This window comes from Paraburkholderia largidicola (genome assembly GCF_013426895.1).
Classification (GTDB): domain Bacteria; phylum Pseudomonadota; class Gammaproteobacteria; order Burkholderiales; family Burkholderiaceae; genus Paraburkholderia; species Paraburkholderia largidicola.
This window is the reverse complement of sequence record NZ_AP023176.1, coordinates 1,675,951-1,702,170: the sequence shown is the minus strand read 5'-3', so window position 1 is coordinate 1,702,170 and position 26,220 is coordinate 1,675,951. Positions and strand designations below refer to the sequence as shown.

22 protein-coding genes are annotated in these 26,220 nt (G+C 61.0%); 12 read left to right on the top strand and 10 right to left on the bottom strand.

Going from position 1 to position 26,220, the window contains the following annotated elements:
• Positions 1 to 251 precede the first annotated feature (251 nt).
• On the bottom strand, positions 252 to 1,142 hold the full coding sequence (locus PPGU16_RS36360; RefSeq protein ID WP_180725661.1) for an NAD-dependent epimerase/dehydratase family protein: 891 nt from the start codon (positions 1,140 to 1,142) through the stop codon (positions 252 to 254).
• Positions 1,143 to 1,584: 442 nt separating this feature from the next.
• Here PPGU16_RS36360 and PPGU16_RS36355 point away from each other — a divergent pair, with 442 nt between their 5' ends.
• The 4 genes from PPGU16_RS36355 to PPGU16_RS36340 all read left to right on the top strand — a co-directional run bounded on the left by PPGU16_RS36355 (position 1,585) and on the right by PPGU16_RS36340 (position 5,898).
• Positions 1,585 to 2,541 (top strand): ABC transporter permease, encoded by a 957-nt coding sequence (locus PPGU16_RS36355; RefSeq protein WP_180727195.1) that lies wholly within the window; start codon positions 1,585 to 1,587, stop codon positions 2,539 to 2,541.
• Positions 2,542 to 2,630: 89 nt separating this feature from the next.
• Positions 2,631 to 3,605: a sugar-binding protein gene (locus PPGU16_RS36350; protein ID WP_180725660.1), complete on the top strand. Its 975-nt coding sequence runs from the start codon at positions 2,631 to 2,633 to the stop codon at positions 3,603 to 3,605.
• 85 nt (positions 3,606 to 3,690) lie between these two features.
• Complete coding sequence (locus PPGU16_RS36345) at positions 3,691 to 5,193, top strand: sugar ABC transporter ATP-binding protein (RefSeq protein ID WP_180725659.1); 1,503 nt, start codon at positions 3,691 to 3,693, stop codon at positions 5,191 to 5,193.
• A gap of 45 nt (positions 5,194 to 5,238) precedes the next feature.
• On the top strand, positions 5,239 to 5,898 hold the full coding sequence (locus tag PPGU16_RS36340; protein ID WP_180725658.1) for an aspartate/glutamate racemase family protein: 660 nt from the start codon (positions 5,239 to 5,241) through the stop codon (positions 5,896 to 5,898).
• 19 nt (positions 5,899 to 5,917) lie between these two features.
• Here PPGU16_RS36340 and PPGU16_RS36335 read toward each other — a convergent pair whose 3' ends face one another.
• The 3 genes from PPGU16_RS36335 to PPGU16_RS36325 all read right to left on the bottom strand — a co-directional run bounded on the left by PPGU16_RS36335 (position 5,918) and on the right by PPGU16_RS36325 (position 9,609).
• A complete protein-coding gene (locus PPGU16_RS36335) occupies positions 5,918 to 6,703 on the bottom strand; it encodes a Crp/Fnr family transcriptional regulator (RefSeq protein WP_180725657.1) in 786 nt (261 codons plus the stop codon).
• A 323-nt stretch (positions 6,704 to 7,026) separates the two neighbouring features.
• Entirely contained in the window at positions 7,027 to 8,370 is a 1,344-nt protein-coding gene (locus tag PPGU16_RS36330) for an MFS transporter (RefSeq protein ID WP_180725656.1), read from the bottom strand.
• 384 nt (positions 8,371 to 8,754) lie between these two features.
• A complete protein-coding gene (locus tag PPGU16_RS36325; RefSeq protein ID WP_180725655.1) occupies positions 8,755 to 9,609 on the bottom strand; it encodes a M91 family zinc metallopeptidase in 855 nt (284 codons plus the stop codon).
• A 409-nt stretch (positions 9,610 to 10,018) separates the two neighbouring features.
• Between PPGU16_RS36325 and PPGU16_RS36320 the strand changes: the two genes are divergently transcribed.
• The gene (locus tag PPGU16_RS36320; RefSeq protein WP_180725654.1) at positions 10,019 to 11,599 is read left to right on the top strand and encodes an isocitrate lyase; all 1,581 of its coding nucleotides are present in this window, start codon (positions 10,019 to 10,021) and stop codon (positions 11,597 to 11,599) included.
• Positions 11,600 to 11,805: 206 nt separating this feature from the next.
• Here the strand turns inward: PPGU16_RS36320 and PPGU16_RS36315 are convergent, their stop codons facing one another.
• Positions 11,806 to 12,810, bottom strand: coding sequence for a response regulator transcription factor (locus tag PPGU16_RS36315; RefSeq protein WP_180725653.1), 1,005 nt, complete (start codon positions 12,808 to 12,810; stop codon positions 11,806 to 11,808).
• A complete protein-coding gene (locus tag PPGU16_RS36310; RefSeq protein ID WP_405032562.1) occupies positions 12,803 to 16,261 on the bottom strand; it encodes an ATP-binding protein in 3,459 nt (1,152 codons plus the stop codon). The genes PPGU16_RS36315 and PPGU16_RS36310 overlap by 8 nt, the downstream gene beginning before the upstream one ends.
• Before the next feature lie 229 nt (positions 16,262 to 16,490).
• On the opposite strand from PPGU16_RS36310, the gene urtA reads away from it, so the two are divergent.
• The 7 genes from urtA to PPGU16_RS36275 all read left to right on the top strand — a co-directional run bounded on the left by urtA (position 16,491) and on the right by PPGU16_RS36275 (position 23,023).
• Positions 16,491 to 17,756, top strand: a complete 1,266-nt coding sequence (urtA, locus tag PPGU16_RS36305; protein WP_079503771.1) for an urea ABC transporter substrate-binding protein — start codon at positions 16,491 to 16,493, stop codon at positions 17,754 to 17,756.
• 66 nt (positions 17,757 to 17,822) lie between these two features.
• Positions 17,823 to 18,740, top strand: coding sequence for an urea ABC transporter permease subunit UrtB (urtB, locus tag PPGU16_RS36300; protein ID WP_079495142.1), 918 nt, complete (start codon positions 17,823 to 17,825; stop codon positions 18,738 to 18,740).
• 46 nt (positions 18,741 to 18,786) lie between these two features.
• Complete coding sequence (urtC, locus tag PPGU16_RS36295) at positions 18,787 to 19,932, top strand: urea ABC transporter permease subunit UrtC (RefSeq protein WP_180725651.1); 1,146 nt, start codon at positions 18,787 to 18,789, stop codon at positions 19,930 to 19,932.
• Entirely contained in the window at positions 19,929 to 20,672 is a 744-nt protein-coding gene (urtD, locus tag PPGU16_RS36290) for an urea ABC transporter ATP-binding protein UrtD (protein ID WP_054930723.1), read from the top strand. The genes urtC and urtD overlap by 4 nt, the downstream gene beginning before the upstream one ends.
• Before the next feature lie 24 nt (positions 20,673 to 20,696).
• The gene (urtE, locus tag PPGU16_RS36285; protein ID WP_180725650.1) at positions 20,697 to 21,386 is read left to right on the top strand and encodes an urea ABC transporter ATP-binding subunit UrtE; all 690 of its coding nucleotides are present in this window, start codon (positions 20,697 to 20,699) and stop codon (positions 21,384 to 21,386) included.
• Between the two features lie 36 nt (positions 21,387 to 21,422).
• The gene (fmdA, locus tag PPGU16_RS36280) at positions 21,423 to 22,655 is read left to right on the top strand and encodes a formamidase (RefSeq protein WP_079495146.1); all 1,233 of its coding nucleotides are present in this window, start codon (positions 21,423 to 21,425) and stop codon (positions 22,653 to 22,655) included.
• 53 nt (positions 22,656 to 22,708) lie between these two features.
• Positions 22,709 to 23,023 (top strand): FmdB family zinc ribbon protein, encoded by a 315-nt coding sequence (locus PPGU16_RS36275; protein ID WP_180725649.1) that lies wholly within the window; start codon positions 22,709 to 22,711, stop codon positions 23,021 to 23,023.
• 134 nt (positions 23,024 to 23,157) lie between these two features.
• On the opposite strand, the gene PPGU16_RS36270 is transcribed toward PPGU16_RS36275, so the two are convergent.
• The 4 genes from PPGU16_RS36270 to PPGU16_RS36255 are packed head-to-tail and all read right to left on the bottom strand — an operon-like array spanning position 23,158 to position 26,170.
• Positions 23,158 to 23,922, bottom strand: a complete 765-nt coding sequence (locus PPGU16_RS36270; protein ID WP_274599993.1) for an amino acid ABC transporter ATP-binding protein — start codon at positions 23,920 to 23,922, stop codon at positions 23,158 to 23,160.
• Complete coding sequence (locus PPGU16_RS36265; protein WP_079495153.1) at positions 23,919 to 24,587, bottom strand: amino acid ABC transporter permease; 669 nt, start codon at positions 24,585 to 24,587, stop codon at positions 23,919 to 23,921. The genes PPGU16_RS36270 and PPGU16_RS36265 overlap by 4 nt, the downstream gene beginning before the upstream one ends.
• 17 nt (positions 24,588 to 24,604) lie before the next feature.
• Positions 24,605 to 25,378 carry a transporter substrate-binding domain-containing protein gene (locus PPGU16_RS36260; protein WP_180725648.1) on the bottom strand — a complete coding sequence of 258 codons (774 nt, stop codon included), beginning with the start codon at positions 25,376 to 25,378 and terminating at the stop codon, positions 24,605 to 24,607.
• Positions 25,379 to 25,420: 42 nt separating this feature from the next.
• The gene (locus PPGU16_RS36255; RefSeq protein WP_180725647.1) at positions 25,421 to 26,170 is read right to left on the bottom strand and encodes an IclR family transcriptional regulator; all 750 of its coding nucleotides are present in this window, start codon (positions 26,168 to 26,170) and stop codon (positions 25,421 to 25,423) included.
• Positions 26,171 to 26,220 lie beyond the last annotated feature (50 nt).

Below are 26,220 nucleotides of genomic sequence, written 5' to 3'. Positions count from 1 at the left end.
GGTAGCTCGCGAAGGGACTGCGTGACGCGCTGACGTGTTGAAACGTGCAGCAATAACTGGCACGGAAACGGGAAGGGCGCTACGAAGCGCGGGGAATGGCGAAGCAAAACGTTGCGGACCTCTCCGATAGAGGTTCGTAACCGGTTCGCTGCTCAGCAGCGTGGGCGTGCGCCGCGATATTTCGCGGCGCACGCTGCAGAAACGATCTGGATATAAAGCAGGTGAAGCAACTACGACAGGTGACGCTGCCCTTACTTCACCTGATCGCGCCAGTAGTACTTCTGCTTCCAGCCGAGCAGGCGCTTGAGCTTCTCGTTGCTCAGCAACGTCTCGAACTCACCGAGCTGCTTCTTCACCGGCACTTCCGGGTAGAACCGCTTCAGCAGTTCCGCGGTCGGCAGATCGGACGATACGTCGTCGGCGGCGATATTCATCACCTCGAAACCGAGGCCGTCTTTCTCGATACCAAGACGCGCCGCTTCAGCGAGATCGCGGCCGTCGATATAACTCCATGCGATGCGCTTGCGCAGCGACGGGTCCTTGTTCCACTGCGTGAACTTCGCGTAGTCTTCCGGATCCAGCACGTTGCCGATCCGGAAGCAGTACAGGTCGGCGCCGGTGCGCGCATGAAACGCTTTCGCGGTCACTTCGTTGATCACCTTCGACGTCGCGTAACTGTCCATCGGGTCGACGGGATACTGCTCGTCGAGCGGGAAGTACTGCGGATTGCGGTGCCGGTGCGCAAACACTACGCCATAGGTGGTTTCGCTCGATGCAACGATCACCTTGCGGATTCCAAGCTTCGACGCAGCGTCCAGAATGTTGTAGGTGCCCATCACGTTGATGCGGAACACCTCGTTGTCGGTAGTGACCATGATGCGCGGAATCGCCGCAAAATGGACGATTGCGTCGATCGGCTTCGGCTCGAGGTCGGGTACGAATTCGGTTGGCGCGGTGCTCGACGCGAGCGCGTTGAACACCTGGCCTGCATCGGTGATATCCGTGATCAGCGTGCGCGCGGTGCGCCTGGGCATCGGCACGCGGTCGAGGTTCAGCACTTCGTAGCCGTGCTCGACCAGATTTTCGACTACCCATTTACCGGCGAGTCCGCTGCCGCCGGTCACAATCACTCGCTTCGTCATACGGTTTGCTCCTTGAAGAATGTAGAGGGGCCGGATGCGTGTCGCGTACCTGGCCGGCGGACCTTGCCAAGAGCTTAATGAACTTGTGCGGCACATTTCTGTGACGGGCGTCATAGTCGGCATCGCCGTGCGGGTTCGATGCGCGATTTGCGGGCCTTCGCAGCATGTTTCGGCGGTTCTTTCGCCGGTTCCTGTCTTGCAGACAGATTGCACGCGCATTGCAGTCACACGTCAATCGCACTGCAGCAATCGCTGATCCCGGGACAACCCCAATAGGTTTGTATGACGCCCGTCACAGTTTTGCGGCGCGCTCTCAACCTATGATCGTCCACGATGTCGAGCGCTCACATGGTAGTGGGCCCGCGGCGATGTTCATGCGCGACACCGAGGAGACCATCCGTTGAGAGCCCTTTCTTCGAAAACCGACGTGCCCGCTTTGCCGATGCCGCTCGCGCTGCTGCGCGCTTGCGTCAGGGTGCGCGAATTCAACATCTTCGCAGTGTTGATTCTGGTCGGCGTGCTGATCAGTCTGTTCTCGCCATACTTCCTGACCACCAACAATCTGATGGGCGTATTCCGCTCGTTTTCGCTCACGGCGATCATGGCAGTGGGGATGATGCTGGTGATCATTACGGGCGGCATCGATCTGTCGGTCGGTTCGGTGATGGGACTGTCGTCGCTGGTGACGGCGCTGTCGTTTCAGCACGGTCTCGGCGCAATGGTTGCCGTTGCAGCGGGACTCGCAACTGGCGTGGTAGTCGGCGCGTTCAATGGCTTTCTCGTCACACGCGTCCAGTTACCGCCGTTCATCGCGACGCTCGGCACGCTATCTATCGGTCGCGGCCTGATGTACATCATCACCAAAGGCGTGCCCGTCACACCGGATGTGCCCGACGGGTTTACGTTCCTCGGCCAGGGTTATCTCGGCTTTATCCCATTCCCTGTCGTGGTGATGGCGCTGCTTGCCGTGTGCTTTTCGATCGTGATGCGGCGCACGCGTTTTGGCCGTCATGTGTATGCGACGGGCGGTAACGAAACCGCTGCGCTGCTGAGCGGCGTACGCACAGCGCGCGTGAAGTTCACCGTCTATGCGCTGTCCGGCGCGATTGCGGCGCTGGCAGGCGTGCTCGCGTTTTCGCGCTTCGTGTCGGCCGAACCGGCCGCGGGCTTCGGCGCGGAACTCGACGTGATCGCGGCCGCCGCGATCGGCGGCGCGAGTCTGTCGGGTGGTGTCGGCAGCGTCGAAGGGGCGATTATCGGCGCGGCGCTGGCGGGCATCATCACCAATGGTGTGGTGCTGCTCAATATCGATACCTATGCGCAGCAAACCATCACGGGCTGCGTGATCCTGATTGCGGTCAGCATCGATATCTGGCGGCTGCGCTTTAAGGGGCGCTAAGGCTGCGAGCGAGGCCTGGCGCATGCGCCGCCAGGCCGTCTTGTGACTTTCCAAATTTCTAAAAATCGACGCATTCTGGAGACGACATCATGCAACGAACCCTGACTCGCGCGGCCCGTACGCGCAGCCTGAACGCATTGCTCGCGGTGTCGGCCGTGGCGGCGCTCTGCGCGCTCCCGGCCGGTAACGCTCACGCGAAAGACGCGAAGGATATTTCGGTCGCAGTGATTCCGAAAGTCGCCGTGCCGTTCTTCGACGATTGCAATAACGGCGCGAAAACTGCCGCGGACAAGTTGTCGGTCAATTACCAATGGGTGGTGCCGCAGAACACCCAGGGTTCGACGCAGGTGCAGATCATCGAAGACCTGATTTCGAAGCACGTCGACGGCATTGCAATTTCGGTGAACGAGCCGAAGTCAGTCGAAAGCGTGATGAAGCGCGCGGAAAAGAGCGGCATCAAGGTGCTGACCTACGATTCGGATTCGCCTAATAGTGGCCGCTCGATGTACATCGGCACCAGCAACGAATCGGCTGGCGAGACGATGGCCGAGACGATGGGCAAGGCATTGAACGGTCAGGGCGATGTCGCGATCGTCACCGGGCAACTGGGCGCGGTGAATCTGAACGAGCGCATCGCCGGCATCAAGAAGGGCCTCGCCAGATATCCGGGTATCAAGGTCGTCGAAACGCAGGGCACTGACGACGATCTGGCGCGCGGCGTTTCAGTGGTCGAGACCACGTTGCGTGCGCATCCTCAATTGAAGGGCATCTTCGGTGTCAGCCAGGTCGGCGGGCCGGCGGTCGCAAAGGTGTTGAACACCAAAGAGTTCGGCGCGATGAAGGGGAAGCTCGAAGTAATTGCGTTCGACGATCTGCCTGACACCGTGAAGGGTGTCCGCGATGGCTCGATCCAGGCAATCATGGTGCAGCGCCCCGTGACGATGGGCAAGCTGGCTGTCGAGCATCTGGTTTCGCAGATCCAGGGCAGCGAGAAGCAGGCGAACGATATCGACACCGGCGTGACCGTGGTGACAAAGAACAATCTCGGCAGCTATACCAAGTAACCGCGCGAAGGAACTGCGCCGCGTAGCCGCGCGGTCCGACCACGCGGTAAGCACGACGCGCCACGCAACCCGACAGAGACCGCCGATGACCCCGTTTCTCGAAGTGCGCGACATCTCGAAGACGTTTCCCGGCGTGCGCGCGTTGAACCGCGTCACGCTCGAGATCGCACGCGGCGAAGTGCTGGCGCTGGCGGGTGAAAACGGCGCGGGCAAGAGCACGTTGATGAAGATTCTCACCGGCGTGCTCGAACCTGACGCCGGCGGCGAAATCCGCATCGAAGGCGAGCCGGTGACATTGCGCGACGGCAATCACGCGCGTGCGTTGGGTATCGGCATCATTTATCAGGAACTGTCGGTCGTCGAAAACCTCAGCATCGCCGAGAACATCTTTCTCGCACGCGAACCGCTGACGCGTTTCGGCATGATCGACCGCGCGCGGATGAACGACGCGGCGCGCACCCTGCTCGAAACGATCGGCATGCATGTCGATCCGCGCGAACAGGTGAGCCACCTGAGCGTCGGGCAGAAACAGATGGTCGAAATCGCCAAGGCGATCTCGTGCGATTCGAAGATCATCATCATGGACGAGCCGACTGCGTCGTTGAGCCATCACGAAACGCGCATTCTGCTCGACCTGATCAAGCGACTGCGGATGCAGAACATCGGCATTGTCTATATTTCACATCGGCTCGAAGAACTGTTCGAACTGGCTGACCGCGTGACGGTGCTGCGCGACGGCGCAACCGTCGGCAGTGCGCCGATGGCAGAGATTACCCGCGAGTGGCTGGTGCGCAAGATGGTCGATCGCGATCTGAACGAACTGTATGCGGTGTCCGCGTCGCATGCGACACGCGAGGTCGTGCTCGAAGTGCGCAATCTGGAGCTTCGCGCACGCAATCGCGTGCCTGGCCGCATTCGCGACATCAGCTTCACTGTGCATCGTGGCGAGATTCTCGGCATTGCGGGGCTGGTCGGCTCGGGGCGCACGGAAATCATGGAGATGATCTTCGGCATGCGGCCGAAGAGCGGTGACGTGCTGATTGCCGGCAAACGCGTGACGATTGACAGTCCGCACGATGCGATTGCCAATGGCATCGGCTTCGTCACCGAAGACCGCAAAGGGCAGGGCCTGATAGCCGGTATGAGCGTGCGCGAGAATTTCAGCCTGACGCACCTCGAAACATACTCGCCGTTTCAGTTCGTGCGGCGCGCGGCCGAAGACGAACACTGCCGCGAATACGTGCGCACGCTTGGCGTTAAAACGCCGACCATCGAACAGAAAGTGATCAACCTGAGCGGCGGCAATCAGCAGAAGGTCGTGCTCGCGAAGTGGGTTGCGCGCAATCCGCGCGTGCTGATCGTCGATGAGCCGACCCGAGGCATCGATATCGGCGCGAAAGCGGAAGTGCATGCGCTGCTCGGGCGGCTTGCCGCGCAGGGCATTGCGATCATCGCGATCTCGTCGGACCTGCAGGAAGTGCTGGCGATCAGCGATCGCATTCTGGTGGTGCGCGAAGGGCGGCTGAACGGTACCTTCGAGTGCGCAGACGCAACCCAGGAGCGGGTGATGGCGGCGGCAACCGCATAACGTCCCGCCGCAAGTCTGTTTATTCAACACGGAGCTTCAATCGAGATGGCCACGATAGTCGTAGTGCACACCGGTCCCGTGACGGTTCAGCCGTTGAAGGATCAATTCGCCGCGCAACTGCCGGATGTGCGGATGATCAATATCGTCGACGACAGCCTGCTGAACGACGTACGCAGCGCCGGACACCTGACGCCCGAAGTCACGGGCCGGCTGTACTCGTATATGTCGAACGCGCAGGCGATGGGCGCGGACTTCATCCTGAACGCGTGTTCGTCGGTCGGCGAAGCGGTCGATACGTTGCGCGGCATGATCCGTACGCCGATCATCAAGATCGACGAAACCATGGCGCAGGAAGCGAGCCGGCTCGGCACGCGGATCGGTGTGGTGGCCACCGTGAAAACCACACTTGAGCCAACGGTACGGCTGATCCGCAAGAAAGCCGTCGAAGCGGGCCGCGAGATCAGCGTGGTCGAGCGCGTGGCCGAAGAAGCGTTCGCCGCGCTGCTGGCTGGCGACGCGGAGCGTCACGACGAAGTGCTCAGGCACACCATCGTCGCACTTGCCGACGAAGTGGACGTGGTGGTGCTCGCGCAGGTGTCGATGGCGCGGCTCGTGCCGTCGCTCGGCCAGACGCGCGTGCCCGTGCTGTCCAGCCCGCAAAGCGGCGTGGCGACGGTCAAGGCTGCGCTGTCAGACGCGCATTAAGTACGGGGCAGGCACGGCACTAGGCACGCACCAGCGGCGCCTTGTACGCATGATGGGTCGCCTGCACGCTGCTGGCGACTGGCTGCGCGGCGCCCGCCGCGGCGAGCGCCGCTGTCATGCCCGGCAGAAATTGCGCGACGAACGCGGGTGTCAGCACGACCTTGCGTTCGTGTGTATCGACGAGGCCTTCGGCTTTCAGATCGCTGAAGTGGCGGTTCACCGATTCGCGCGACGTGCCGATGAATTCCGCCAACTTGTCCTGCGCGATCGACAGATCGATCAGCACCGCGCCGCTCGCGCCGTCATGCACGAACGGTGCGCCGATCTGGTTGGCGAACATCGCGAGAATATTGACGAGGCGCTTGCGCACGTCGTGCAGCGACAGATTCTCGATCAGCTTTTGCGCTTCCTGCCAGCGCTGGTGATGGCTGCGCAACACGAACTGGTTGATCACGTGGTAGCGCTTGAGCAGGTCCTTGAAGTCTGCCTTGCGGATGAAGCAGATGCGGCATGCGGCGAGTGTCTCCGCATAGTGTGAGTAGCTCGCTTCGTTCAGCACGTCGCCGTCGCCGAAGATCATGCCGGCCTTGATAAACGACAGCGTGATTTCCTGGCCTTCCTCGGTGAGCCGATAGAGCCGCACGTGACCGACTTTCAGCAGGTACACGTATTCGCTTCGCTCCTCAGGGCGATAGATCAGTGCGTTCTTGCGCAGGCTGCGGTGATCGCTGAAGGCGGGCATCACCTCTTCGAGGCAGTTGCGTTCGATCAGCGCGAGAAGCTCGCTTTTTCCGACAAACCACATCGCTTGTCTCCTTGTGTCGTGCCGGCATTGCTGCAAAGGCAGAGATGAAGCCGCGACGCGCCGGCGCCTGATTGCCAGATATTCTAACCAGCATATTGTCGCGCCGCTGAGCTTTGCGCGCCGATGCGAGCTGCGCGGTGTAAGTGATATGTCAGGCGTGCCGTGGTGGGACGCGTGCAAGGGCTCAATGAGAAGTGACGCCAGTCGTCATGACGACACGTTCACGCAAGCGGAGGTAAGTGTCGATGCAAACAAACGCGCCCGGAAAGCAATGCTCCGGGCGCGATCGCTACGGCATCAGGCACATGCCGGGTTTTTTCCTGTCAGGCCTGGTCGTTGTTCAACATGCTCCTCGGGATGGACAGGATGAGCGCGCAACTGATGAGCAGGCATGCCCCGAGTGCGTAAGTACCATTGTTGATGTTGCCCGTCAGATCCTTTGCCACACTCGTGATCATCGAACCTGTGAAGCCGGACAGGTTGCCGACGGAGTTGATGAGGGCAATGCCTGCGGCGGCCGCCGTTCCCGACAGAATCTGGCCAGGAAAGGTCCAGAAAATCGGCATCAAGCCGAGGATTGCGCAGGTGGAAATCGTCAGGAAGAGGATGGACAGCGGCACATTGTTCGCGAAGGTGGCGCTGAGGATGAGGCCGACGCCGCCGATGCACGCGGGAATCGCTGCATGCAGGCGGCGCTCGCCTGTCTTGCGTGAGTGGCGCGCATTCCAGATCATCGCGACAACCGCGCTCAGGTACGGAATGGCCGTCAGCAGGCCGATATTCAGCGTGCTCTTGACGCCGGATGCCTTGATGATGGATGGCAGCCAAAACGCGAGACCATAAAAGCCCGTGTTGAAGGTGAGCAGGATGAAAGTCAGCAGCCACACGCGCGGGCTCTTGAGCGCCGCTCCGATGCGGTGGGTCTTCTTCGTGCTTTCCTGCTCGAGATTCCTCTGCAGCAGTGTCTTTTCGGATGCCGTCAGCCATGTCGCCGACTGGATACCGTCGCCCATGCGAAAGAACACGAGGAACGCGACGAGGATCGACGGAATGCCTTCGACCAGCAGCATCCATTGCCAGCCGTCCATGCCAAGCGCGCCATGTGTGTTTTCCATGAGCCAGCCGGAGATGACGCCACCCAACGTCAGGCTCACGGGAATGGCGATCAGGAACCCGGACATGGCGATGCTCTGGCGCCGTGCGGGGAACCAGTAGTTCATGTAGAGGATGATGCCGGGGAAGAAGCCCGCTTCACAGACGCCCAGCAGGAAACGCAGAATGTAGAACATCGTAGACGTTTCGACATGAAAGAAGCTGGCGAGCGGCGAGATGAAAGCGAGTGAGGAGGAGACGATGCCCCACGACACCATGATGCGTGCGATCCAGAACCGTGCGCCGTACCGGTGAAGGAGGAGATTGCTGGGCATCTCGAAGAGAAAGTAGCCCCAGAAGAAGATACTCGCGCCGATAGCGTAGACGGAGTCGCTCAGCCCCAGCGAATCGAGCATCTGCAATTTGGCGAAACCGACGTTCACGCGATCGAGATAAGCCACGACGTAGCACAGCAGAAGCAGCGGCAGAATCCGCTTCAGAACCTTGCGGTATAGCAGTTCTTCGGTCTCATTGACCGCCGCAGGCGAAGCCGCAGTCTGAGCGATTGTTGGCATTGGAATGTCTCCTTTTTGTATGTCTCGAGCGGTATAGCGGTGGGAGTCGCCTGCATGAAATCAGGGTCTGCCCGCAGACGAGCCTCAATCTGTTCACCGTTATCGAACAATCGGGCTCTCTATGTTACCGATAACAAATCGGGGTGCAATTTTATGTGGTGCGGGATGTTATCGGTAACAAAATTAGCACGTTGTACCCTGAAGAGGCAAGCCAGGGGAATCTACCTGGTCCGGGATGGACGTCCCGTCTGGTTGGCGCGGTGGGGCGTTGCGCTTTTTTGTGTTGCGTCACGTTGCGGCGCCAGCGCGATGCTGGCCGCCTGTGGCAACAGATTGAAGCGAAGCTACGCAGCGTGCAGTTCGGCCCGAAGGCCGACGCATCGGCTATTCGTCGAGTCCGGAATACGTTTGCCGCGGTGCCAGGCCGTGCTCCTGGCGAATGGTGTTTTCAGTCAACGGGTAGGCGGCGCTATCGGCATATTGTCCTAAACCGACCACTTTATTCTCGTCGTCGATTTTAGGATCTGCGGGGAGAGAGGTCTTTTGCTGGGCAATCTTGCCCGGTCCTTGCGCGCCCGTATTGGCCGTCGAACCGGAGGGTTTCGAAATCAGACTGGATTCGCCTTTCAGATTGTTGTGCGCGTGGATCATTTCATGAGCGAGCCCGATGAATGGTGGCCGCTTGCCGTCCGGCGTAACGGTTTGCTGCGGGTTCCATTTGACGGACGACGCAGCGCCTTCGCCCGGTGTCGAAGCTTTTTCATCGCTGGCCGATTTGGTGACGTTACCGTCCGCATAGGTCCGCGGCCGCCCGAACAACGTCTGCCGCTTCTCCGAGGCCTGGGGCATGATGGCAACTTTGTACCCAAACTGGTCGTTGCCCTGGTGGTCCCCGATCTCCTGCAGCAACTGTTTGCCCGCCGGTTGGCTTGCGATCTCGTCCAGCGCCGCGTGAACCTGCCCGGGAAATGCCTTTGAATCGCCGGGACGCGTTTTGATCACCACGCCGTTCCATTTTGTTGGCGTCGTTACCATCGGGCCCGTCGGCGGGACAACTGGACGGCTTGTCTTTTCCTTCACCGCCTTCGAGAACGATGACAACGCACTCAATGTGGCGTTGGGAAGCCTGGCTTTGGACGGGCTGGCCGGATTGGCTGCCGGTTTGTCAGGCGATACGGACGGCGCTGATAACGCGTGATCGCTTGACGTACTTCCGCTTCGGCGAATCTGACTGGGCATCGCAACTCTCCTGTGTGCAGCCACCGTGGCTAGCTGTGTGACGGTGGTGAGTCGAAGTATGCGCAACAAGGTGCGGCGTGATGACGAGCATGCGAAGTGATACACGTCGCCGCGCAAAACGATGCTTGTCGGGGCAATTCGGCACGCCATCCCTTCAAGAGCCGAAAGTGAGTTTCATATCGTGAGATTTGCTCCGGGTTTCAGCGCCATCCTCTTTTTGGTACCTGAAAGCATGTTTTACATGGCAAAAAGAGTCGCCTATCTCATTGAAAAATAGGCATAAATAATGTCTTATGTCTTATATAAGACTTGGCTCAAGCGGGTCAAACGGCGCTACTATTTAGTCATGCAGTTCGCTCACGCAGACGGAGCGACACGCCAGATCAGTTAAACGCCCCAGGAGAAAAACATGAGCCAGTATCAAGACGACATCAGCGCAGTTGCCGATTTGAAAGAGACTCACGGCAGCGCGTGGAATGCAATCAGCCCGGAGTACGCCGCCCGCATGCGTGCCCAGAACAAGTTCAAAACGGGCCTGGACATCGCGAAGTACACCGCCAGGATCATGCGCGCTGACATGGCTGCCTACGATGCCGATCCGTCGAAGTACACCCAGTCGCTGGGATGCTGGCACGGCTTCATCGGCCAGCAGAAGATGATCTCCATCAAGAAGCACTTCAACAGCACCGACCGTCGCTACCTTTATCTGTCCGGCTGGATGGTGGCCGCGCTGCGCTCCGAGTTCGGCCCGCTGCCGGACCAGTCGATGCACGAAAAGACCTCGGTCAGCGCGCTCATCCGCGAGCTGTACACATTCCTTCGCCAGGCCGATGCGCGTGAACTGGGAGGCTTGTTCCGCGAGCTCGACGCGGCCGTTGGCTCTGCCAAGGCGGCCATTCAGGAAAAAATCGATAACCACGTCACGCACGTCGTGCCTATCATCGCCGACATCGACGCAGGCTTTGGCAACGCGGAAGCAACCTACCTGCTCGCCAAGCAGTTCATTGAAGCGGGCGCATGCTGCATCCAGATCGAGAACCAGGTGTCCGACGAGAAGCAGTGTGGTCACCAGGATGGCAAGGTCACGGTGCCGCACGAGGATTTCCTGGCCAAGATCCGCGCCATCCGTTACGCGTTCCTCGAACTGGGCGTGGACGACGGCATCATCGTGGCCCGCACCGATTCACTCGGTGCCGGCCTGACCAAGCAGATCGCCGTCACCAGCAGGCCAGGCGATCTGGGCGACCAGTACAACGCCTTCCTCGATTGCGAAGAATTGTCGGCCGACGAACTGGGCAATGGCGACGTCATCATCAAGCGTGACGGCAAGCTGCTGCGTCCGAAGCGCCTGCCGAGCAACCTGTTCCAGTTCCGCGCCGGCACGGGCGAAGCACGCTGCGTGCTGGATTGCGTCACCGCGTTGCAAAACGGCGCTGACCTGCTGTGGATCGAAACCGAAAAACCGCACATCGCTCAGATTGGCGGCATGGTCAGCGAGATTCGCAAAGTCATCCCGAACGCCAAGCTGGTGTACAACAACAGCCCGTCGTTCAACTGGACCCTGAACTTCCGTCAGCAGGCGTATGACGCAATGCAGGCCGAGGGCAAGGATGTGTCGGCATACGACCGCCCGCGACTGATGAGCGTGGAATACGACGAGACCGAACTGGCGAAACTCGCCGACGAGAAGATCCGTACCTTCCAGGCCGACGCATCGCGCGAAGCAGGTATCTTCCACCACCTGATTACGCTGCCGACGTACCATACCGCCGCACTGTCGACCGACAATCTGGCCAGGGAATACTTCGGCGACCAGGGCATGCTGGGTTATGTGGCCGGCGTGCAGCGCAAGGAAATCCGTCAGGGCATCGCGTGCGTCAAGCATCAGAACATGTCCGGTTCGGACATCGGTGACGACCACAAGGAGTATTTCAGCGGCGAAGCGGCGCTGAAAGCGGCGGGTAAAGACAACACCATGAACCAGTTCTGATATCCGTCATACGCCTGGCGAAACGCCAACCCATACGGGTTGGCGTTTTTTTTCGCGCGATAGCGCGTGGGTTCGCTTCAATATTTCCTTGTGCGCGTCCATGCAGAAGCGACATGTGTGGTCGACACGCGGAGGATGACCCGGTGTGTTTTCGGGGAGTCACAGCTTCTGGTCTGGATGTGACACAGCCGTTTGAAGATCTGGCTTCATTTCTGTTGCTGCGTGAGACAACGCATCGCAACTGCAGCGGCTGCCGATCGCGTTTCAACACTGAGCTTGCTGAATACGTGTTCGAGATGCTTGTTAACCGTGCGTGGCGCCATGCCCAGAATGTCGCTGATATCGCGGTTCGTCTTGCCGCGTGAGAGCCAGAGCAACACTTCCGCCTCGCGGCTGGTGAGGCTGAAACGTCCGGCGAGGCTATCAGTTTGCGACGCGTCGTCGAACTCTTCCAGCACGATGAGCCAGTCGCCGTGTTCCGCGCGTCCGATTACGCGTACGCTCTGACGCACGCGGCCGCTCACCGTGTCGAAACTCGCCTGCAGATCGCAGCCGGCTTCGACCCAGCGCATTAGCCACTGATGCAGCAACTCAGGGAGCAACTCAGGGAGCAACTCAGGGAGCAACTCAGGCAGCCCATCACCGGGCGCACTCTCCGCTGCGTAGCGGGGTAGCCGCTCGCGCGCGAGTTCGCTTTGCCAGCGTATCGTGCCGTCTTCCGCAGCGATGAGTGCCGCGCGCATGCCGATCTCCAATGCCGCATCCATATGCCGCTGTTGCCTGGACCGTTGCACGTGTGCGGCGATACGCGCAACCACTTCGCTCGGCTTGACTGGTTTTGGCACATAGTCGATGCCACCAACACGAAAGCCATGCACGACATGTTCGCTTTCTGTCAGCGCGGTCATGAAAATCACGGGCAGGTGTCGATTGCGCGGATCGGCCTTGATGAGCTTGCAAGTCTCGAAGCCGTCCATGCCCGGCATCAGCGCGTCGAGCAGTACGACGTCGGGCGTCACGCGCGCGAGTCGTTGCAGCGCCGATTGGCCGTCCAGCGCGACGAGCACCGCATAGCCAGCGTCGTTCAGCGTATCCGAGAGCAGCGCGAGATTGTCGGGCGTGTCGTCGACGATCAGCACGACTGCGCGGTCATTGGGCAATTCGGGCAGGCTCGCCGTCTCGCTGGGCAGAAGGTGCTGATCGTCATGCATCGGGATTGGTCGGCTGAGGTGGCGCAAGCACGCGCGCGAGTTCGGAAAGCCTGAAGCGCCGCGCCATTGCACGTAGTGGTTCGAGGAGCGAAGAGAGCTCGGGGGCATGATGCTCGGCGGCATCCAGTTGTTCGATGAAGCCCTGCATATAGCCCATCTCCAGCGTTGAGCGCAGATTGTCGAGCAAGGGCGTCGGTAGTGAGGCGATCGCCTGTGGCGAGATGGATGCTTCGGCAGATAGCGGCGCGGGCTCTGTGATCCACTGCAATTCGAGCAGCGTGGCCATCTTGTCGAGCAGCAGCGGCAGATGCACGGGCTTGGCCAGATAATCGTCGCATCCGGCCGCCGCACCTTTTTCGCGGTCGTCGGCGAAGGCGTTTGCCGACAGGATCAGGATCGGCGCGTCCGACAGATGATTGTCACGGATCAACCGGCTCGCCTCGAAACCGTCCATCATCGGCATGGCCACGTCCATCAGAATGAGATCGGCACCGCCCGTCGCAAGCCATTGCAGTGCTTGCGGGCCGCTCCCAACCTCGATCACGTCGAAGCCGAGTGGTACGAGTGTCTGCGTGACGATGCGCCGCTGCTCCGTCAGGTCGTCGACGATCAGCACGGTGCGCCGTTTGCCCAGGTAGCCCCTGATGTTGATCTGACCACCGGAAAACCGCACGGGTGCGCGCACTTCCGATGCGAACAGCTTCACGATGAAGCGCGTGCCTTTACCTACTTCGCTTTGTACCTGCAGGCTGCCGCCCATCAGCTCGGTCAGCAGCCGGCATATGGTGAGACCAAGTCCCGCGCCGTGGTCGTGCTCGCGTGCGGCCGCGCCGCGTTCGAACGGCAGGAACAGGCGTTCCAGTTCGGCGGCAGGGATGCCCGGGCCGGTGTCGGTGATATCGAAGGTCAGCGTTTCCCACGCATATCCGGCGCGCACGTTCACGCGGCCTTGCGACGTGAAACGGATTGCATTGCCGATCAGGTTGATCAGAATCTGCCGCACGCGCTTTTCGTCGATGCGAACCACTTCCGGAATGCGGCCCGTGGTCTGGAAGTCGAACGCGAGGCCCTTGTCGGTCGCCTGTGGTTCGAGCATTGCGCTGAGTTGGGTAACGAAATCCGGCAGCGACACTTCGGTGACGTTCAGTTGAAGCTTGCCCGACTCGATGCGCGCGACATCGAGCAAGCCGTCGACGAGTGCCAGCAGGTGTTCTCCGCTGCGATAGATGGTCGCCGCCGCTTCACGGCGTGCGGGAGGCAACTCGTCGGTCGCTTGCAGAAGCAGTTGCGCATAGCCGAGGATGCTGTTGAGCGGCGTGCGCAGTTCATGGCTCAGCCCCGTCACATAGCGGCTCTTCGCACGGTTCGCCGATTCGGCTGCCGCGCTTGCCTGCTGGAGCGCCGCGTCGGTCTTGCGGTGCGCCTCGATTTCCTGCATCAGCAATTCGGCCTGGCGCTGCAGTTCTTCCTGGGTGACCTTGCGATTTTCGTTCGCGAGCACCAGCCACCACGCAGCAATGCAGCCGACCAGCGCGAGTGCGAAGAACGCTTCCAGATAACCGTGCAGAAGCGCGTCGCGCGCCATCGTGTCGAGATCGGACAGGGCGCTCACGCTCTGATACCACTGGATCGACATGACGCCGCCGAGCAGGACGAGTCCGACAATCAATAAGCCAAGGTATTGCGCGATGCGCAAGCTCGCGCGTCCGAGCTGCAAGCGCGGAAACAGGTTGCGCACGGTTTGCCCTAGTTGTGTGGTCAGGCGGGCGTGTGGCTTGCATAAGTCGTTGCAGCGTGAATCGAGTGAGCAACATAGCGAACAGATCGAACCCGCGTAGGCGGGGCAATGCGCCATGTCTTCACGTTCGAAGGTGTTTTCGCAGATCACGCAGCGCAGGGTCGCACCGGGCGCGAGCGTGCTGTCGTCGCGTGCCAGATAGAAGCGGCCTCGGGTGACGAGCGCAATGAGCGGCGCACACACGAACGCAACCAGCAATGCAATGAACGACGACAGCGCTTCCGCCACCGGCCCGAAAACGCCCGCATGCGAAAGCGCCGCGACGGCGGACGCGACGAACATCGCACCGATGCCGACCGGGTTCACGTCGTACAGATGCGCGCGCTTGAACTCGACATACGACGGGCTGAGCTTGAGCGGCTTGTTGATGACGAGGTCCCCGACGAGCGCCCCGATCCACGCGATCGCCACGTTCGAATACAGCGCGAGCACCTTGCTGATCGCTTCGAATACGCCCATCTCGACCAGCAGCAACGCGATGAGCACGTTGAATACGAGCCATACCACGCGCCCTGGATGACTATGTGTGAGCCGTGCGAAAAAATTCGACCACGCGAGCGAACCGGCGTACGCGTTGGTCACGTTGATCTTGATCTGCGACACGATGACGAACAGGGTCATCGCGGCAAGCGCACCTTCGGGCGAACGGAACAGGTATTGATAGGCGACGAGGTACATCTGCGTCGGCTCGACGGCCTTTGCCGGATCGATTTCGTGCTGGATGGCGAGAAACGCGAGGAATGCACCGCCGAGCATCTTCAGTGCGCCGGGAATGATCCAGCCGGGCCCTGCCGCGATCAACGCAATCCACCAGCGCACGCGGTTCTTGCTCGTGCACGGTGGCAGGAAACGCAGATAGTCGACCTGTTCGCCGATCTGCACGATCATCGACAGCGCCACCGTGCAGCCCGCGCCGAACGCAAACAGATTGAATTTGCGGTCATCGCCCGAGATCCCGGCGAAGGTGAACCAGTCGGCGAGTGCGTGCGGTTCGCGCCATAGCACGGCTGCGTAAGGGACGACGAGCAGCACGATCCACAGCGGCTGCGTCCAGCCCTGCAAGCGGTTGATGAACGTGATGCCGAACGTCACCACGGGGATGATGACGAGCGCACTGATCACATATGCGATGGAGAGCGGTATGCCGAAATACAACTCCACCGCGAGCGACATGATGGCCGCTTCGAGCGCGAAGAACACGAAGGTGAAGACGGCATAGATCAGCGACGTCAGCGTCGAGCCGATATAGCCGAAGCCCGCGCCGCGCGTGAGCAGATCCATATCGACGCCGAAACGCGCGGCGTAGTAACTGATCGGCATACCCGTCAGGAAGATCAGCACCGCGACCGCGAGAATCGCGCACACCGCGTTGGTGAAGCCGTAGTTCACGACGAGCGCGCCGCCGATGGCTTCGAGCGCGAGAAAGGACACGGCGCCCATCGCCGTATTGGCGACGCGCAGTTCCGACCAACGCCGGAAGCCGCGCGGCGTATAGCGCAGCGCGTAGTCCTCCAGCGTTTCATCCGCGACCCATGCGTTGTAGTCGCGGCGAATCTTCACGATACGTTGCGTGCCGCCCATTGCCGGGCGCGACGCCCCGGCTTGGGTCGCTGCGTCGTCAGAGGCGGCAGGCGGTGATTCCCTTTGGTGCATCGATGGCTGGAGTAGGCGGGTTCCGGGCGGATCGGGCTCGCCATGCAAGTAGCATTCCATTCGATGGGGCTTCCTTGAACGTTTGGCTTTGGAACGTCGTGGCGGACGCGATTGTATGAAGCCGTTTTGGGGAGCGCCCTACGTCATATGACGTATTCAATCGCGCAAATTGGCTCCCTACATTTCGCTTCGAAGACGCAAACCGGATACGACCACAAGGGAGATTTCGATGTCGCACGACGATCACAACGACCAGACCATGCCGTCGGCCATGCGCCGCAAACTCTTGATGGGCCTCGCCGCAGCGCCCGCGCTTGCGGTGCCGGCCATCGGCTGGGCGCAGCAATATCCGACCGCAAAGGTCAATACGACCAACCTCGCCGTGACCGATACGGAAGTGACCGTCGGTCAGCTTCACTCGGCGACCGGCACGATGGCGATCTCCGAGACGGGCTCGATTCAGGCCGAGCGTCTCGCAATCGAGCAGATCAACGGGATGGGCGGCATTCTGGGTCGCAAGATCAAGATCATTCAGGAAGACGGTGCGTCCGACTGGCCCACCTTTGCCGAGAAGTCGAAGAAGCTGCTGGAGAACGACCATGTGGCCGCCGTGTTCGGCTGCTGGACCTCGGCATCGCGCAAGGCCGTGTTGCCTATCTTCGAGCGCGACAACGGCCTCCTGTACTACCCGACCTTCTACGAAGGCCTCGAGCAGTCGAAAAACGTCTTCTATACCGGACAGGAAGCGACCCAGCAAATCCTCTGGGGCCTGAACTGGGCGAACCAGACGAAGAAGGCGAAGAGCTTCTTCCTGATTGGCTCCGACTACATCTGGCCGCGCACGTCGAACAAGATTGCGCGCAAGCACATCGAAGGGCACCTGCAGGGCTGCAAGGTCGTCGGCGAAGAGTATTACCCGCTCGGCACCACCAACTTCAATTCGCTCATCAACAAGATCAAGATCGCGAAGCCCGATTGCATCTACGCGATCATCGTCGGTGGCTCGAACGTCGCGTTCTACAAGCAGCTGAAGGCGGCGGGCATTACGGCGGACAAGCAGTTCCTGCTGACCATCTCCGTCACGGAAGACGAGGTGCTGGGTATCGGCGGCGAAAACGTCGCGGGCTTCTATTCGGCCATGAAGTACTTCGAATCGCTCGACAACGAGAACAACAAGAAATTCGTCGCGGCGTTCAAGGCGAAGTATGGGCCGAAATCTGTCATCGGTGACGTCACGCAGGCAGCGTACCTCGGGCCGTGGCTGTGGAAGGCGGCTGTCGAGAAAGCTGGCAGCTTCGACGTCGACAAGGTCGTTGCGGCTTCGCCAGGCATCGAACTGAAGACGGCGCCTGAAGGCTACGTGAAGATCCACGCGAATCACCACTTGTGGAGCCGTACGCGCATCGGCCAGGCGCAGGCGGACGGGCAGTTCAAGGTGGTCGCGGAATCGCCGGATCTGATCGAGCCGAATCCGTTCCCGAAGGGCTATCAGTAAGCGCTGCCATGCCGCTCGTGTCGCGTGACGTGCGTGACGTGAGCGGCTTCATTCGAGGAGGGAAGCATGTCGGCTTCGGACATTCTCAACATCACGCTGATGCAGGGTTTCGCGGGTCTTTCGCTTTTCAGCGTGTTGTTGCTGATGGGCCTTGGGCTAGCGGTGATTTTCGGCCAGATGGGCGTCATCAACATGGCGCACGGCGAATTCATGACAATCGGCGCGTACACCATCTACATGTTCTCGCAGCTCGCGGATAACGTGTGGCCCGGTTTCAGGCCGGTATATTTTCCGCTCGCGATCGTCGTCGCGTTCGTGCTGGCATTCGCAGTGGGCTGGCTCGCAGAGTGGGCGCTGATCCGTCATCTCTACAAGCGCCCGCTCGACACGCTGCTTGCGACGTGGGGCTTGAGCCTCGGCATGCAGCAGGTGTTTCGCTCGACCTTCGGCCCGAAGGAAGTCAGCCCGAATCTTCCCGAATGGCTGATGGGTTCATGGTCGCCGAAGCAGGGCCTCGACATTCCCATCAATGGTCTCTTCGTGATGTCGCTTGCTGCGTTGATGACGGGCGGCCTGTTGCTCGCGCTGTATCGCGCACGCTGGGGCCTGCGTGTGCGAGCCACGGTAGCGAACCGGCAGATGGCGAACGCGGCCGGCATCGACACGAAGATGACGGACCGCGTGACCTTCGCGATCGGTTGCGGCATGGCAGGCGTTGCCGGTGCGGCCTTCACCGCGATCGGTTCGACGGGACCGACGAGCGGCTCGCTCTACATCGTCGATTCGTTTCTGGTGGTCACCTTCGGCGGCGCGGCGAGCCTGCTTGGCACGGTAGCGTCGGCGTTCGGCATCGCGCAGATGCAATCGATCAGCGAGTTCTTCATGACGGGTTCGTCGGCGCGTGTGCTGACGCTGCTCACCATCGTGATCGTGCTGATGCTGCGGCCACAGGGCCTGTTCGCATCGAAGGTGCGCCGTGCGTGAACTGACCCACTCTTCAATCTCTTCGATGCAAGCGGGAGAAACGACCATGAATCCAATCGCCGATGCCCCGGTCGATACGCAACCGCCGCCGGCTGCGGGCTGGCTGCGCCGCATGTTCCTGCATAGCGGCGGGTACGGCAGCTTCATCGTACTGGCGCTGCTGATCCTCGTCGTGTTTCCGCTGACGCTCGACGTGTTCCGCCTCAACCTGATGGGCAAGTACCTGACCTATGCGTTCGTCGCTGTCGGCCTCGTGCTCGCGTGGGGATACGGCGGCGTGCTGAGCCTCGGGCAGGGCGTGTTCTTCGGACTCGGCGGCTATTGCATGGCGATGTTCCTCAAGCTCGAAGCCTCCGATCCCGTCAGCACCAAGATCCAGTCGACGCCGGGCATTCCCGACTTCATGGACTGGAACCAGCTGACTGCGTTGCCGCTCTGGTGGAAACCGTTTCACTCGCTGCCGTTTTCGTTGCTCGCGGTGCTGGTGGTGCCAGGCCTGCTCGCGTTCATTGTCGGTTTCGCCATGTTCAAGCGGCGCGTGGGCGGTGTGTACTTCGCGATCATCACGCAGGCGGTGGCGCTGATCCTGTCGGTGCTGATCATCGGTCAGCAAGGCTATACGGGCGGCGTGAACGGCATCACGGATTTGCGCACGCTGCTCGGCTGGGACATTCGCGGCGATCACGCGAAGCTGATTCTCTACTTCGTCAATGCGGTGCTGTTGCTCGCGGCGATCCTCTTCTGTCGGCGGGTGACGCGCAGCAAGCTCGGTACGTTGCTGCTGGCGATGCGCGACAAGGAAGACCGCGTGCGCTTCTCCGGCTACGACGTGGCGATGTTCAAGGTCTTTTCTTTCTGCCTCGCCGCCGTGCTCGCGGCGATCGGCGGCGCGATGTTCACGTTGCAGGTGGGCTTCATGTCGCCGTCGTTCGTGGGCATCGTGCCGTCGATCGAGATGGTGATCTATGCGGCCGTCGGCGGACGCATGTCGCTGGTCGGCGCAGTGTACGGCGCGATCCTCGTCAATCTCGGCAAGACGTGGTTCTCCGAGAGTTTCCCGAACCTGTGGCTGTTCCTGATGGCGGCGCTCTTCATCGGCGTGGTGATGGCGTTCCCCAACGGGCTCGCGGGCCTCTACGACAGTCATGTGAAGCCCTGGCTCATGCGCCGTGGCGCAAGGAGCACGTCATGAGCAACACCGATTTCGTGCTGGCCGTCGAAGGGCTGTCCGTCGCATTCGACGGCTTCAAGGCGGTCGACGATCTGAGCCTGTATGTGGATCGCGGGGAACTTCGCGTCGTGATCGGACCCAACGGTGCGGGCAAGACCACGCTGCTCGATCTGATCTGCGGCAAGACGCGCGCGAACGCGGGCAGCATCAAGTTCCGCAACGAAGAGATGACGCGTCTGCCGGAATTTCGACGCGTGCGCAAAGGGATCGGGCGCAAGTTTCAGACGCCGTCGATCTACGAGAACCTCACCGTGTTTCAGAACCTCGAAGTGTCGTTCCCGCGCGGACGTGGCGTGTTCGGTGCGCTCGCGTTCAAGCGCACGAGCGACGTGCTGGACCGCGTAAAGAGCGTCGCGCAGGAAATCGGCCTGGAAAAGGAACTCGACCTCGAAGCCGGGCTGTTGTCGCATGGTCAGAAGCAATGGCTCGAAATCGGCATGCTGCTGATGCAGGAGCCGGAACTGCTGATGCTCGACGAGCCGATTGCCGGTATGAGCGTGCGCGAGCGTGAAATTACCGCGGAGTTGCTGAAACGTATCTGCCAGAACCGCTCGATGATCGTGATCGAGCACGACATGGCTTTCGTCGAACAGATCGCGCACAAGGTCACGGTGATGCATCAGGGAAAGATCCTCGCGGAGGGGCCGATGGAGAAGGTGCAATCGGACCAGCGCGTGATCGACGTTTATCTTGGTCACTGAGTTGCCATTGAAAGGAGACCGCACATGCTGAACGTCGACGACGTATTCGTCAGCTACGGCCAGAGCGAGGCACTGCACGGCATCAGCTTCACCGCCCAGAAGAACGAGACGGTGGCGATCATGGGCCGCAATGGCATGGGCAAGACGACATTGTTCAAATCACTGATGGGCATTCTGCCGCTGAAGGGCGGCGCGGTGCGTGTAGATGGCGAGGACGTATCACGCGATGAGAGCTTCAGGCGTGTGAAGAAAGGCATCGCTTATGTACCGCAGGGGCGGCAGATTTTCGGCACGCTGACTGTGGAGGAGAACATTCAGACGGGCCTCGAAAACGCGCGCGAAAAGCGCGTTCCCGAAGAAATCTACGCACTGTTCCCGGTGCTTTACGACATGCGCAGCCGCAAGGGCGGCAATCTGTCGGGCGGCCAGCAGCAGCAACTCGCTATTGCCCGCGCACTCGTCACGCAACCGAAAGTGCTGCTGCTCGATGAACCCACCGAGGGCATTCAGCCGTCGATCATCAAGGACATCGCGCATGCGCTGAACGAGATTCGCAGGCTGCGCGGCATCAGCATCGTGGTGTCGGAACAGGTGCTGAGTTTTGCACTAGATGTGGCAGATCGTCTGTTCGTGATCGAAGGAGGGCGCCTCGTGCACGAAACGCCGCGCGCCGACGCGGACACGGCGAAGATCCGCGAATACCTGTCGGTGTGAGCCGACTGTCCACGCTATTTCAAAGGAGGGTAAGCAATGGCTGAAACACTGATCAAGGTGGACCTCGAACAGTCCGCGTACGACAACGAGCAGGTCCACAACCGCTGGCATCCGGATATCCCGATGGCGTGCTGGGTCAATCCCGGCGACGACTTCATTCTGGAGACGTACGACTGGACGGGCGGCTTCATCAAGAACAACGACAGTGCGGACGACGTGCGCGATATCGATCTGTCGATCGTTCACTTCCTGTCTGGACCCGTGGGCGTGAAGGGCGCGGAGCCGGGTGACCTGCTCGTCGTCGATCTGCTGGATATCGGCACGAAGGCGGACAGCCAGTGGGGTTTCAACGGTTTCTTCTCGAAGCAGAACGGTGGTGGATTCCTGACGGATCACTTTCCTCAAGCGCAAAAATCCATCTGGGATTTCCACGGGCTCTTTACGAGTTCACGCCATATCCCCGGAGTAAGTTTTGCGGGCCTGATTCATCCGGGTCTGATCGGCTGTCTGCCGGATCCTAAGATGCTCGCCACATGGAACGAACGCGAGGCCGCACTGATCGCCACCGATCCGACGCGCGTGCCGGGTCTTGCGAATCCCCCGTTTGCGGCGACGGCACACATGGGCAAGCTCACTGGCGACGCGAAGGCGAAAGCCGCCGCCGATGGCGCGCGCACGGTGCCGCCGCGCGAACATGGCGGCAATTGCGACATCAAGGATCTGTCGCGCGGTTCGAAGGTGTATTTCCCGGTTTATGTCGACGGCGCGGGGCTGTCTGTCGGCGATCTGCACTTCAGTCAGGGTGATGGTGAAATCACCTTCTGCGGCGCGATCGAAATGGCGGGATGGGTTCACATGAAGGTGGAGCTCATCAAAGGCGGCATGGAGAAGTACGGCATCAAGAACCCGATCTTCAAGCCGAGCCCGATCACGCCGAACTACAACGACTATCTGATCTTCGAAGGCATTTCCGTCGATGAGGGCGGCAAGCAGCATTATCTCGACGTGCACATCGCTTATCGCCAGGCGTGTCTCAATGCAATCGAATATCTGAAGAAGTTCGGCTATTCAGGGGCGCAGGCATATTCGATTCTCGGCACGGCTCCCGTGCAAGGGCATATCAGCGGCGTGGTCGACGTGCCGAATGCCTGCGCGACGTTGTGGTTGCCCACGCAGATCTTCGACTTTGATATTCGCCCGGGCGCGGATGGACCTATCAAACACATCAAGGGTGATGTCGATATGCCGCTGTCGCCTGACATCGTCTGATGTCCGAGCCCGCCGGGTCGTGATGCGGCGGGCGATTCGTTCTGGAGCAACCTATGCCGACCTACGATTATCGTTGCGACACGTGCGGCCATTTCGCCGCGCTGCGCCGCATCTCCGAGCGCGATGCCGCGTCGCCTTGTCCGTCATGCGGCAAGCTCGCGCAGCGGACACTGAGTTTGCCCGCATTGTCGCTGATGGCGTCCACGCAACGCGCGGCGCACCAGGTCAACGAGCGTGCTGCGAATGCGCCGCACCGTCACGGACCGGGGTGCGGATGTGGCAGCAGCGCGAAACCCAGGCTGGCCGGCGCAGCGCCAACAGGATTAAAGAGCAATGGCGGTGGACGGCCGTGGATGATCAGTCATTGATCCTATTCCACAAAAGCAGAACCCGGCGGACGTTCCACGCGGGTCGCACATTCGCGCGCCAGCTCTCGGCTAGTAGCGCATGCGCCGCAGAACGCGCCTTCGTTGGTGATCGACGCGGGATGCGACGCAGACCGCTATGAGCGGGACAACACCGCTTGCAGGAACGAGCGTGTGCGGGGTTGCGTCGGCGTCGAGAAAATCTGTGCGGGCGGACCGGCTTCGACGATCTCACCACCGTCCATCACGACGACGACATCGGCGACTTCCTTCGCGAAATTCATTTCGTGCGTGACGACGAGCATCGTCATGCCTTCGGATGCGAGCAGCTTCATCACCTGCAACACTTCGCCGACGAGTTCGGGATCGAGCGCGGACGTGGGTTCATCGAACAACATGACGCGCGGCTGCATCGCCAGCGCACGCGCAATCGCGACGCGCTGTTTCTGGCCGCCCGACAGGCTGGCGGGCATCGCGTGCGCCTTGTGTTCGAGGCCGACTTTCCTGAGCAGCGCGAGCGCGGCGGCTTCGGCGTCGGCTTTCGACGAGTCACGCAGCATGCGTGGCCCGACGGTGATGTTGTGCAGCACCGAAAGATGCGGGAACAGGTTGAACGACTGGAACACCATGCCCACTTCAGTGCGCAGCGCGTTGAGCGCGCGCTCCTTGAGCATCGTGCCGTGATCGACGAGGCGACGTCCGCAGATATCGACAGTTCCACGCTCCGGCCGCTCCAGCCCGTTGCAGCAGCGCAGGAACGTACTTTTGCCGGAACCGCTCGGTCCGATCACGACCACGACCTGGCTTGGCTGGATATCGAAGTCAATGCCGTTCAGGACGCGATGCGTGCCGAACGATTTCGTCAGCTCGCGAATACTGACGATAGGTTGAGCGCTGTTCATTGCACCATCCCTCCTGCGCGCAACCGGCGCTCGACGCGATGAAGCATGTAATTGGTCGTCTGCGTGAGCACGAGATAGACGAGCGCGATGACGAGATACACCTCGAGCGACCGGTACGACACGCTGATGATCTTCTGTCCTTCATGCATCAGGTCGTCGATGGTCAGGAGCGACACCAGCGCCGAGTTCTTGATCAGCGCGATGAACTCGTTGCCGAGTGGCGGAATCATGCGCACGACAGCCTGAGGCAGAATGATTGCGCGCATCGCCTGTCCCGCCGACATGCCGATCGAGCGGGCCGCTTCCATCTGTCCGCGATCCACCGACTGGATCGCACCGCGCACGATCTCCGACACATAAGCCGCCGAATACAGCCCGAGCCCCAGCATGCCGCACACGAAAGCGGGCAACAGAATGTTGAACTGCGGCAAGCCGAAGAACAGCAGAAACAGTTGCACGAGCAGCGGTGTGCCACGGAAGAAGATCAGATAGCCGGTGCAGAAACCGTAGACCAGACGGCGCTGCGGTGAAAGACGGCCGATGCCGATCAGCAGTCCGAGCAGGCACGAGAGCACGAGCGCGGCGGCCGTCACTTCCACCGTGACCAGCGCGCCATGCGCAATATCGGCCCAACCGGCGAAGGCCGGCGTGAAGTCGAGTTGCATGAGTCAGATCCGCCGGATTACTTCGGGTTGGCGGTTGCGGCGGTGCTCGCGCTGAACCACTTCTTCACGATCGCATCGTACGTGCCGTCGGCCTTGATCTTTGCGAGCGCCGCGTTCATCTGGTCGCGCAATTGCGGTTCGTCCTTGCGCACGGCGATGCCGTACGCTTCCGTCGTCAGTTCCTTGTCCAGCACGCGGAAACCCGGACGCGTGCGCACGAACTGCCAGGCAGCCGGCTTGCCGGTCACGGCGGCATCCGCGCGGCCGATGCCGACCAGATCGAACATCTCCTGGTTCTTTTCCACTTCCACGCGCTGCACCTGCGGATAGTTGTCGCGCAGGAAGTTGACCGACTTCGTACCGACCTGCACAGTCACTTTTTTGCCGTTGAGATCGGTGAGCGTCTTGATCGGCGAATCGGCCTTGACGAGCGCAGAGAGGCCGCCCGCGAAGTAGGGCTGCGTGAAGTCGACGACCTGGGCGCGCTCAGGTGTGATGTAGATGGCGGAGATCGCCGCATCGAAACGATGCGCGATCAGGCCGGGGATCAGCCCCTTGAAGTCGATGTCGGTCCACTGGATCTGCTTGCCCATCGCCTTGGCGAGCGCATTCATGATGTCGACGTCGAAGCCGGTGCGCTGGCCCTTGTCGACGAATTCCATGGGCGGGAAGGTTGCGTCGGTCGCGATGTTCAGCACGTTCGCGTCTTGCGCGGCGGCGATGCCGGGCGAACCGGCGATCATCATGGCAATGCCGAGGCTCGCGGCGGAAACAAGGTTCTTCAGTTTCATTGTGTGGGCTCCAGAGGTGTGTGGTCAGTCGTCGAGTTGGATTCAGGAGGCTTGCAGCCGGGCGGAAATGGCGTTGGCGACGCGCACGGTCCGCTCGGCGAGTTGCTGCTCGCGGCCTGCGGCGCGCGAGGACGGCGCCATCAGCGTGATCGATGCGCTGGCGCCAGCGCCGCGCGACGTGCGCCGGAACACGGGGGCGCTGACACCCCACACGCCCGGGTCGACTTCGCTGTCGCTCATCGCATAGCCGCGCGCGCGGATGTTTTCCAGTTCTGCTTCGAAGGCGGCGCGGGCCGTGTCGTTGCCGGCAAACTGCCGTTCGAGCGTTTCGGCGCGCGTCTTGTCGGACATGAACGCCAGCAGCGACTTCGCGGATGCGCCCGCACGCAACGGTACCGCGCGGCCCTTTTCGAACGAGCAGCGCAGCGAGTGGGTGCTCTCGATCATCTCGAGGCAGATCACCTGATCGTTCACGGCGACGATGAGCCCGACGCTTTCCTGCGTCGTGCACGAGAGTTGCATCATGCCGTCGCGGCTCGCTTCGACCAGCATCGAATTGATGTCGAAGCCGAGTGCAAGCTGGAGGCTGACGGGGCCGGGTGCATAGAAACCGGCATCCTCGGTGACAAAGCCCCAGCGTTTGAGCAGCGCGACCTGCCGGTAAAGCGTGCTTTGCGCGAGGCCGGTCGCAGCGAGCATGTCCTTCACGGACATGGCATTGCCGTGGCTGGCGAGCGCGGTCAGCACGAGCAGCAGGCGCTCGGCACCCTTGACGCCTGTTTCCTGTTTCACCGTCATTCCTGGACCGGAAGAGAAGCGATCTCGATGACCAGCAGAATGCC